General features: G+C 71.9%; 7 protein-coding genes. All 7 read right to left on the bottom strand.

Annotated elements, in window-relative coordinates; all coding sequences use genetic code 11:
* Positions 1-252: SDR family NAD(P)-dependent oxidoreductase (locus AIIKEEIJ_RS09915; RefSeq protein ID WP_161995555.1), on the bottom strand; the 252-nt coding region annotated here is incomplete at its 3' end.
* Positions 253-265: 13 nt separating this feature from the next.
* A complete protein-coding gene (locus AIIKEEIJ_RS09910) occupies positions 266-916 on the bottom strand; it encodes a hotdog domain-containing protein (protein WP_161995554.1) in 651 nt (216 codons plus the stop codon).
* Positions 913-1,785 (bottom strand): MaoC/PaaZ C-terminal domain-containing protein, encoded by an 873-nt coding sequence (locus AIIKEEIJ_RS09905; protein WP_161995553.1) that lies wholly within the window; start codon positions 1,783-1,785, stop codon positions 913-915. The genes AIIKEEIJ_RS09910 and AIIKEEIJ_RS09905 overlap by 4 nt, the downstream gene beginning before the upstream one ends.
* 61 nt (positions 1,786-1,846) lie before the next feature.
* Complete coding sequence (locus AIIKEEIJ_RS09900; protein WP_161995552.1) at positions 1,847-4,039, bottom strand: acyl-CoA dehydrogenase family protein; 2,193 nt, start codon at positions 4,037-4,039, stop codon at positions 1,847-1,849.
* A gap of 27 nt (positions 4,040-4,066) precedes the next feature.
* Positions 4,067-5,227 (bottom strand): steroid 3-ketoacyl-CoA thiolase, encoded by a 1,161-nt coding sequence (locus tag AIIKEEIJ_RS09895; RefSeq protein WP_029545923.1) that lies wholly within the window; start codon positions 5,225-5,227, stop codon positions 4,067-4,069.
* Between the two features lie 267 nt (positions 5,228-5,494).
* Complete coding sequence (locus AIIKEEIJ_RS09890) at positions 5,495-6,124, bottom strand: TetR family transcriptional regulator (protein ID WP_006935134.1); 630 nt, start codon at positions 6,122-6,124, stop codon at positions 5,495-5,497.
* A 259-nt stretch (positions 6,125-6,383) separates the two neighbouring features.
* On the bottom strand, positions 6,384-7,550 hold the full coding sequence (hsaA, locus tag AIIKEEIJ_RS09885) for a 3-hydroxy-9,10-secoandrosta-1,3,5(10)-triene-9,17-dione monooxygenase oxygenase subunit (RefSeq protein WP_006935131.1): 1,167 nt from the start codon (positions 7,548-7,550) through the stop codon (positions 6,384-6,386).
* Positions 7,551-7,582 lie beyond the last annotated feature (32 nt).

The following is a 7,582-nucleotide window of genomic DNA, read 5'->3' as shown; positions in this document are numbered from 1 at the left end:
GCGGCCGAACCGCTCGACCGCGGCGTCGACCATCGCGTGGACCTGGCCCTTGTCGGTGATGTCGGTGCGCTGGAAGTGGGCGCGCACGCCCCACTCGTCCCGCAGCCACCGGGCCGTGCCGGCGCCGGCCGTCTCGTCGATCTCGGCGACGACGACGTCCGCGCCCTCCCGCGCGAACGCCGCGGCGATGCCCCGGCCGATGCCCATACCGGCGCCGGTGACCAGCGCGACCCGGCCTTCGAGTGCTCCCATCGGTGTTCTCCTCCTAGCGGGGCCGCGGCACCGTCCTGTCGACGAACAGCCCCTCCACCGAGACACACAGCTGCCCGTCGGCCGTCGCGATGCTGCCGACGGTGCGGATCTTGCGGCCGTCGACGGAGTCGAGCCGGCCGGTGACGACGAGCGGCTCGAACAGCGGCGTCGGCCGGTGGTAGTTCGTGACGAGGTTCGCCGTCATGCCGGACTTGCCGCCCCAGGCGTTGGCGACGCCGAGCACGTGGTCGAGGATCAGCGCGGACACGCCGCCGTGCACGCATCCGGGCGGGCCCTGGTATGGCAGCGTGAGCGTGACGGTGCCCTGTACCGAGCCGTCCTCGAGGCCCTCGAGGACCAGGGGCGGCGCGATCGCGTTCTCGGGGCCGGTGACCGGGTCGTGCCGGGTGACACCCTCGCCGTTCCACATGTCGATCAGCCGCTCGGCGACGGCGGGTGCGTGCTCCTCGAGGTGGTCGGCGATGCTGTCGAGTTCCTCGGCGACGCGGTCGAGGTTGGCGTTGCCCCGGTCGGTGCGCAGCATGGCGTCGACCACGCGCCGCGCAGCGGCGGTGGCCCGGTCGACGGGTGCGTCCTGCGGCGCCGACGTCAGCACCGTGCGGTGCGCGTGGGTGGCGGCGGTGGGATGGGTGCCGGTCTTCACGAGCGGACCTCCATCGTGGCGTGGGTGAGGACGGGGGCGCCGTCGCGCTCCGGGCAGGTGGCGAGCAGCGTCAGCCGGTCGCCGTCGCGCCAGACGGCGGTCTCGAGGGTCTCGCTCGGGAACAGGGAGCCGGCGAACCGCACCGAGAAGTCCCGCACCCGGGTGGGATCGCCCTCGAGGATGCCGTCGACGACAGCCTTGCACACGATTCCGTACGACGCGAGGCCGTGCAGGATCGGCCGGTCGAAGCCGGCGGCCCGCGCGAACGCCGGATCGGCGTGCAGCGGGTTCATGTCGCCGCTGAGCCGGTACAGCAGCGCCTGCCGCGGGCTCGTCGGGGAGACGAGGACCGCGTCCGCCTCCCGATCCGGAATCGACTGGGCCGCTTCCGGTCCGGGCTCACCGCCGAAGCCGCCCTCGCCCCGGGCCCAGATCTGCATGCCGGTGGTCCACAGCGGGGCGCCCTCGGGGGTGGCGGCGGACTGCTCCAGCACGATGACCGCGGCCTTGCCCTTGTCCCACACGTGCGCCACCCGCGACGAGATGTGCGCCGTGCCGGTGGTGGGGATCGGTGCGTGTACCTGCAGCGACTGCCCGCCGTGGAGGATCCGGCGCAGGTCGATGTCGATGCCGGGCAGGTTCATTCCGGCCGGCTTCAGTGCGCCGGCCGAGATCCCCTGACCGGCGACCATTGCGAACGTCGGGAGCACGCGCAGGTTCTTCTCGTACACCCAGCTCAGCTCGGCCGGGTCGAGTCCGTCGCCCCCGGCGCCGAGACCGAGGTGGTAGAGCATGACGTCGCGGTCGGTCCAGATCGCTTCGCGCACCGCGGGTTCGGCGGACAGGGCGACGTTCGGGTCGATGGGCACGGTCAGTTCTCCTCTTCGTCCGTGGAACCGGCGCCTCGTTGCGTCGATGTCATCGCCGTGCTCACTTTCCGGGTTCGGGGTCGCGGGGCAGGCCGAGCAGCCGCTCGCCGATGATGTTGAGCTGAACGTTGGTGGTGCCGCCGGCGATCGACATGCACTGCGAGTTGAGGAACATCTGCGTCGCCGACCGGCGGTGCTGCCCGCCGAGCAGGGCGCGCGGCCCGGCCCAGTCCATCGCGACCTCCCACACCTGCTGGATGTGCTCGACGCCGAGCAGCTTCGCGACCGAGGACTCGGCTCCCGGCTGGGCCCCGGCGAGGGACCGCAGCGTGGTGCGCAGGCCCATCAGACCGCCGGTCTGGGCGTCGCACAGCACCTTTCCGAGCGTGGTGGCCTGCTCGTCGTCGAGGCCGCCGGGCAGTCCGGCCGCCAGCTCGAGGAGGGCCTCACCCCCGGAGCCGAGGGACGAGTCGTGCGAGAGGGAGACGCGTTCGTTGGCGAGGGTGGTGCGGGCGAGCTTCCAGCCGTCGCCGGGCTCGCCGACGAGGCAGTCGTCGGGAACGAACACGTTGTCGATGAAGATCTCGTTGAACAGGGCCTCGCCGGTGATCTCGCGCAGCGGGCGGATGTCGAGCCCCTCGCTGCTGCGCATGTCGACGAGGAAGTACGACAGGCCCTTGTGCTTGGGCACCGAGGCGTCGGTGCGGGCGAGGCAGATGCCCCAGTGGGCATCGCGCGCCATCGAGGTCCACACCTTCTGTCCCTGCAGCACCCATCCGCCGTCGACCTTGGTGGCTTTGGTGGTGAGCGACGCGAGGTCGGAGCCGGCGCCGGGCTCGGAGAACAGCTGGCACCAGACGATCTCGCCCCGAAGGGACGGCGGCACGAACCGTCGCTGCTGCTCGGGGCTGCCGTGCGCGATGAGGGTCGGCACCACCCAGTTGCCGATGATCATGTCGTGCGGCGTCAGGTTCGCCGCGCGCAGCTCCTCGGCGATCACCAGCTGGGCGACGGCGTCGGCGCCCTTGCCCCAGGGTGCGGGCAGATGCGGTGCGGTGTATCCCTTCTCCGCGAGATACCGCGTGCGTTCGCCGCCGCCGAGGTCGACGGCCGGGGCGAGTTCGTCACGCACCCCGGTGCGGATCTGCTCCGCCTCCGGCGGCAGGTCGATGCCGAGGACGCGGCGGGCGCCGCGGCGGGTGAGATCGGTGACGCGCCGGCGCCAGGACGCGGTGGAGCCCAGCAGGATTCGCAGCGACTGTGCGCGACGCAGATACAGGTGCGCGTCGTGCTCCCACGTGTAGCCGATGCCGCCGAGGATCTGGATGCAGTCCTTGGCCACGGCGAAGGCGGCCTCGGGGGCGGTGGCGCCGGCGACGGCGGCCGCGAGGGACGCCTCGTCGGCGTCGGCAGCGCCGGGCGTCAGCGCGCGGGCGGCGTCCCACGCGCACACGCGGGCCTGCTCCGCGAGCGTGAGCATGCGCGCCGCCCGGTGCTTGACACCCTGGAACTGGCCGATCGGGCGGCCGAACTGGCGGCGCACGGCGGCGTAGTCGGCCGCGGTGCGCACGCACCAGTCCGCGATTCCGGACGCCTCGGCCGCGAACAGAGTGGCGGCGAGGTCGGTGACCCGCTGCGGCTCGATCCGCAGCACGTCCGCCGCGGCGAGCGCGAAACCGTCCACCACGATCTGCGAATTGCCGCGCACCACATCGTGGCTGGGCAGGTCCTCGAGCTCGAGTCCGTCCCGGCGCAGCAGCACCCAGGCCCGGTTGCCGGCGTCCTCGGCGGCGACGAGCAGCAGGTCGGCGGTGTGGCCGCCGAGCACGTACCCGGACCGGCCGGACAGCGTGGCGCCCGAGGCGCCGCGCTCCACCCGCAGCGTGCCCGGGTCGAGAGCGATGCCGGCGAGCGTGGATCCGTCCGCGAGGCCGGCGAGCTCGCCGGTCCGGCCGGCGTCGCGCAGCACGGCCGCGGTCAGCACGGTCGGCAGGAACGGGCCCGGCACCATCGACCGGCCGAGTTCCTCGGTGACGACGGCGAGTTCGACGAGGCCGCATCCGGCACCGCCGACCTCCTCGGGAAGGTGCAGGCCGAGCACCCCGAGCTCGGCGAGCGAGCCCCAGAACGCCGGGCGGGTGTCGGTCTTGGCCTCGACGGCCTCACGCAGCACCTCGGGGGTGACGTGCCGGGCGGCCCAGCTCCGCACCGAGTCGCGCAGGTCGCGATCCTCGTGTGTCAGTCCAATGGTCATGTCGGCCTCGTGGATTCGATCGTGTGGTCAGATGCGTTCGATGACGGTGGCGGTGGACAGTGCGCCGCCCGCGCACATGGTGACCAGTGCCGTGGACCGGTCGGATCGTTCGAGTTCGTGCAGTGCGGTGGTGAGGAGCCGGGCGCCGGTCGAGCCGACCGGGTGGCCGAGGGCGATGGCGCCGCCGTTGACGTTGACCTTGGACAGGTCGGCGCCGAGCACCTGCGCCCACGACAGCACGACCGACGCGAACGCCTCGTTGATCTCGACGAGATCGATGTCGCCCAGCGTCATACCGGCCTTGTCCAGGACGTTCCGCGTGGCGTCGATCGGGCCGTCGAGGTGGTAGTAGGGGTCCGACCCGACCATTCCCGAGGCGACGATGCGTGCGCGGGGCCGCAGGCCCAGTTCCTGTGCGCGCTGCGCGCTGGTCAGCAGGACGGCGGCGGCGCCGTCGCTGATCTGCGACGCCGACCCGGCCGTATGGATGCCGCCCTCCACGACGGGCTTCAGGGCGGCCAACCCCTCGGCGGTGGTCTCGCGCAGGCCGCCGTCGCGGGTGACGACGGTGGTCTCCCCGGTGGGCACGCCGTCGGCGAGGACGGGCGCCTCGGTGGGCACGATCTCGCGGTCGAACCGGCCCTCGGCCCAGGCCCGGGCGGCGCGGCGCTGCGACTCGAGGCCGAAGGCGTCGGTGTCACCCCGCTTGATGCCGCGATGGGTGGCGATGCGCTCGGCCGACGTGAACTGGTCGCCCATGTCGATGGTCCAGTCGTCCGGATACGGGTTGCCGGTCTCCGGCGTGAGTGCCTGGCCGAGGAAGACACGGCTCATGGACTCGACACCGCAGCCGATGCCCGCGGAGATCTGCCCGGAGGCGATGAGGCCGGCGACGATGTGGACGGCCTGCTGGGAGGAGCCGCACGCGCAGTCGATCGATGTGGCGGCCGTGCCGTAGGGCAGGCCGGCGTGCAGCCACGCCTGCCGGGTGATGTTGTTGGACTGTTCCCCGGCCTGGGTGACACAGCCGCCGACGATCTGACCCACCTGGTCGGGGGCGAGGCCGGCGCGGTCGAGCACGGCGCGCTGTGCGGTGCCGAGCAGAGTGGCCGGGTGCAGACCGGCCAGGGCGCCCCGGCGGCGGCCGATGGGGGTGCGCGCCGCCTCGACGATGACTACCTCGGTCATGAACAAGCTCCTCGGACGTGAGTGCTGGGCTGGAAGGCAATCGGACGCGCCGACGGACGAACCGGGAACGCGTTCATTTTTGGAATGTATTCTATTAACTACGCCGAGACAATGGCCTGTCGGCGGCGAGGCTGCTCTCGCAATGAACTACCAGTATGCATGCGCACGTCGCGCAGCCGACCGGCCCGCGCGACCGTCGACTATAGAAGAATTCATTTCAGTACTGTGCGGGCACGGCGCTCCGGCGGGGACCGGCGCGGCCCGGCGTCAGGCGGACGGAGCGGGCCGCGCGTTCGACAGGCCCGCGAGCAGCAGCTCGCAGGCCACGCGCAGGTCCGACTCCGCATCCGGCACCGAGATCCGGCCGTTGAGACTCGACTGGATGATCCCGAACCACGCCTGCTCGAGCACCCGCACGAGCGTCGCATCCCGCTCGGTGACGTACTCGAGCCCGGCCGCGCGGTAGAGGACCTCCCGGAACCGGCGGTCGATCTTGGCGACGTCGGGGATGGCCGTGGCCTTGGCGGTGCTCGTGGACTGGATCATCGCCGCCGCCAGCAACGGCCGTCGCCGCAGCGCCCGGGTGGCCCGCACGAGAGCCTCGTAGATGGCCTCCTGCGGAGTCGAATCCGGGTTCGGGCGCTGGGTCATCCGATCGCTCATCTGCTCGATCTGGTCGACCATCACCGCCACGAACAGGTGCGTCTTGGACGGGAAGTAGCGGTACAGGGTGCCGATGGCGACGCCGGCCATCTTCGCGACCTCGTGCATCTGCACCCGCTCGAGTTCCTTCTCGGTTGCCAGGCGCGCCGCCGCGTCGAGGATGCGGCCGAACCGTGCGCGCTGCTCGGCGGACGTCGGCTCCGCGGCGTCCCGCGCTTCGGCAACTCTCGGCACCGTGGTTCCTCCGTCGTCTCGTACCTGCGGCTACGCCGTGCCGCCCAGCGTCCCTCATCCTGCATCGTGCCGGCAGAAATCTTCCGCTCAGTGGGACCTGCCCTGGACTGTGCCGCATCCCTGCGTCCGGGTTCGACGTCCACGCCCAGGCCAGATGGAGGATACCGAACCGGGCGATCCCATGTGGTTGCGCGGCACGGTGCTTACTTGCGTGTGCCGACGCGCGCAGGAAGCATCGACGCGCGCGGGAAGGACCGGCTCAGACGAGGTTGTCCTCCACCGGCAGCCCGAACACGCCCCGGCCGTACAGGGCGAGGGCACGTTCGGGATCGTTGGCGACGTGCACGCTGCCTGCATGCGCGTCGCGCCACGCCCGCTCGACGGGGTTGCCGCGGCCGAGCGAGTTGCCGCCCGCGGTCTTGAACAGCAGATCGATCGCCTCGACGGCGCGCTCGGTGCCGCGCACCTGATCGCGGCGCACCCTCAGCCGCATGCTCGTCGGCAGCGGCTCCCCGGCCACGGCCAGCTCGTACAACTCGCGGATGTTGCGGTCCGTCTGCAGGATCGCCGCGTCGATCTCGGACGCGGCGCGGGCGACGGCGACCTGCGCGAACTGGTCCTCGGCGAACCGGCCTCCACCCAGGCTCAGGCGCACCCGGTCGCGCATCGCGCTCAGGTACTGCTCGTAGCATCCGGCGACCGTCCCGATGACCGGCGCGGCAACGGCGGTGGTGAAGACCGCCGCGAACGGCAGCCTGAACAGCGGCCCCGGGTTGACCTTGTGCCCGGGGGCCCGCAGCTGCGCGAGCTCGTAGTTGCGCACCGTCCGGTGGTGCGGGACGAACGCCTTCTCCACGGTGATCTCGTTGCTCGCGGTGCCGCGCATGCCGACGACGTCCCACACGTCCTGGATCCGGTAGTCGGTGCGCGGCACGAGCACCGTCATGAAGTCCACCGGCCGGCCCTCGGCCCCGACGACGAGCGCCCCGAGCAGCGCCCAGGACGCGTGTTCGCAGCCGGAGGAGAACCGCCAGCTGCCCGACAGCTCGAAGCCGCCCTCGACCGGGACGAGCTCGCCGACCGGTGCGTACGACGACGACAGGAGCGTCGACTCGTCCTGTCCCCACACGTCGTCCTGTGCCCGCGCATCGAACAACGCCAGATGCCACGAGTGGACGCCGAGGATCGAGGCCACCCAGCCCGTCGAGCCGCAGGCACCCGAGATCGCCCGCACCACCTCGTAGAAGCGCACAGGGTTGCTCTCCAGACCACCGTGCCGGGCGGGCTGCAGCATCCGGAACACTCCCGCGGCGGCCAGGTCCTGGACGGTCTGGTCGGGCACCCGGCGCGTTTCGTCGACGCTGCGGGCGCGCTCCGCGATGGACGGCAGCAGCTCGCGGACCTTCGTCAGCACGTCGTCGGACATCGGTGTGTCTCCTTCGCGACCCGGACGGGTCA

Source organism: Rhodococcus sp. YH1 (assembly GCF_009939605.1).
GTDB classification, from domain to species: Bacteria; Actinomycetota; Actinomycetes; order Mycobacteriales; family Mycobacteriaceae; genus Rhodococcus; species Rhodococcus aetherivorans.
The sequence above is the reverse complement of the archived record's forward strand: the minus strand, read 5'-3'. Positions and strand labels throughout refer to the sequence as shown.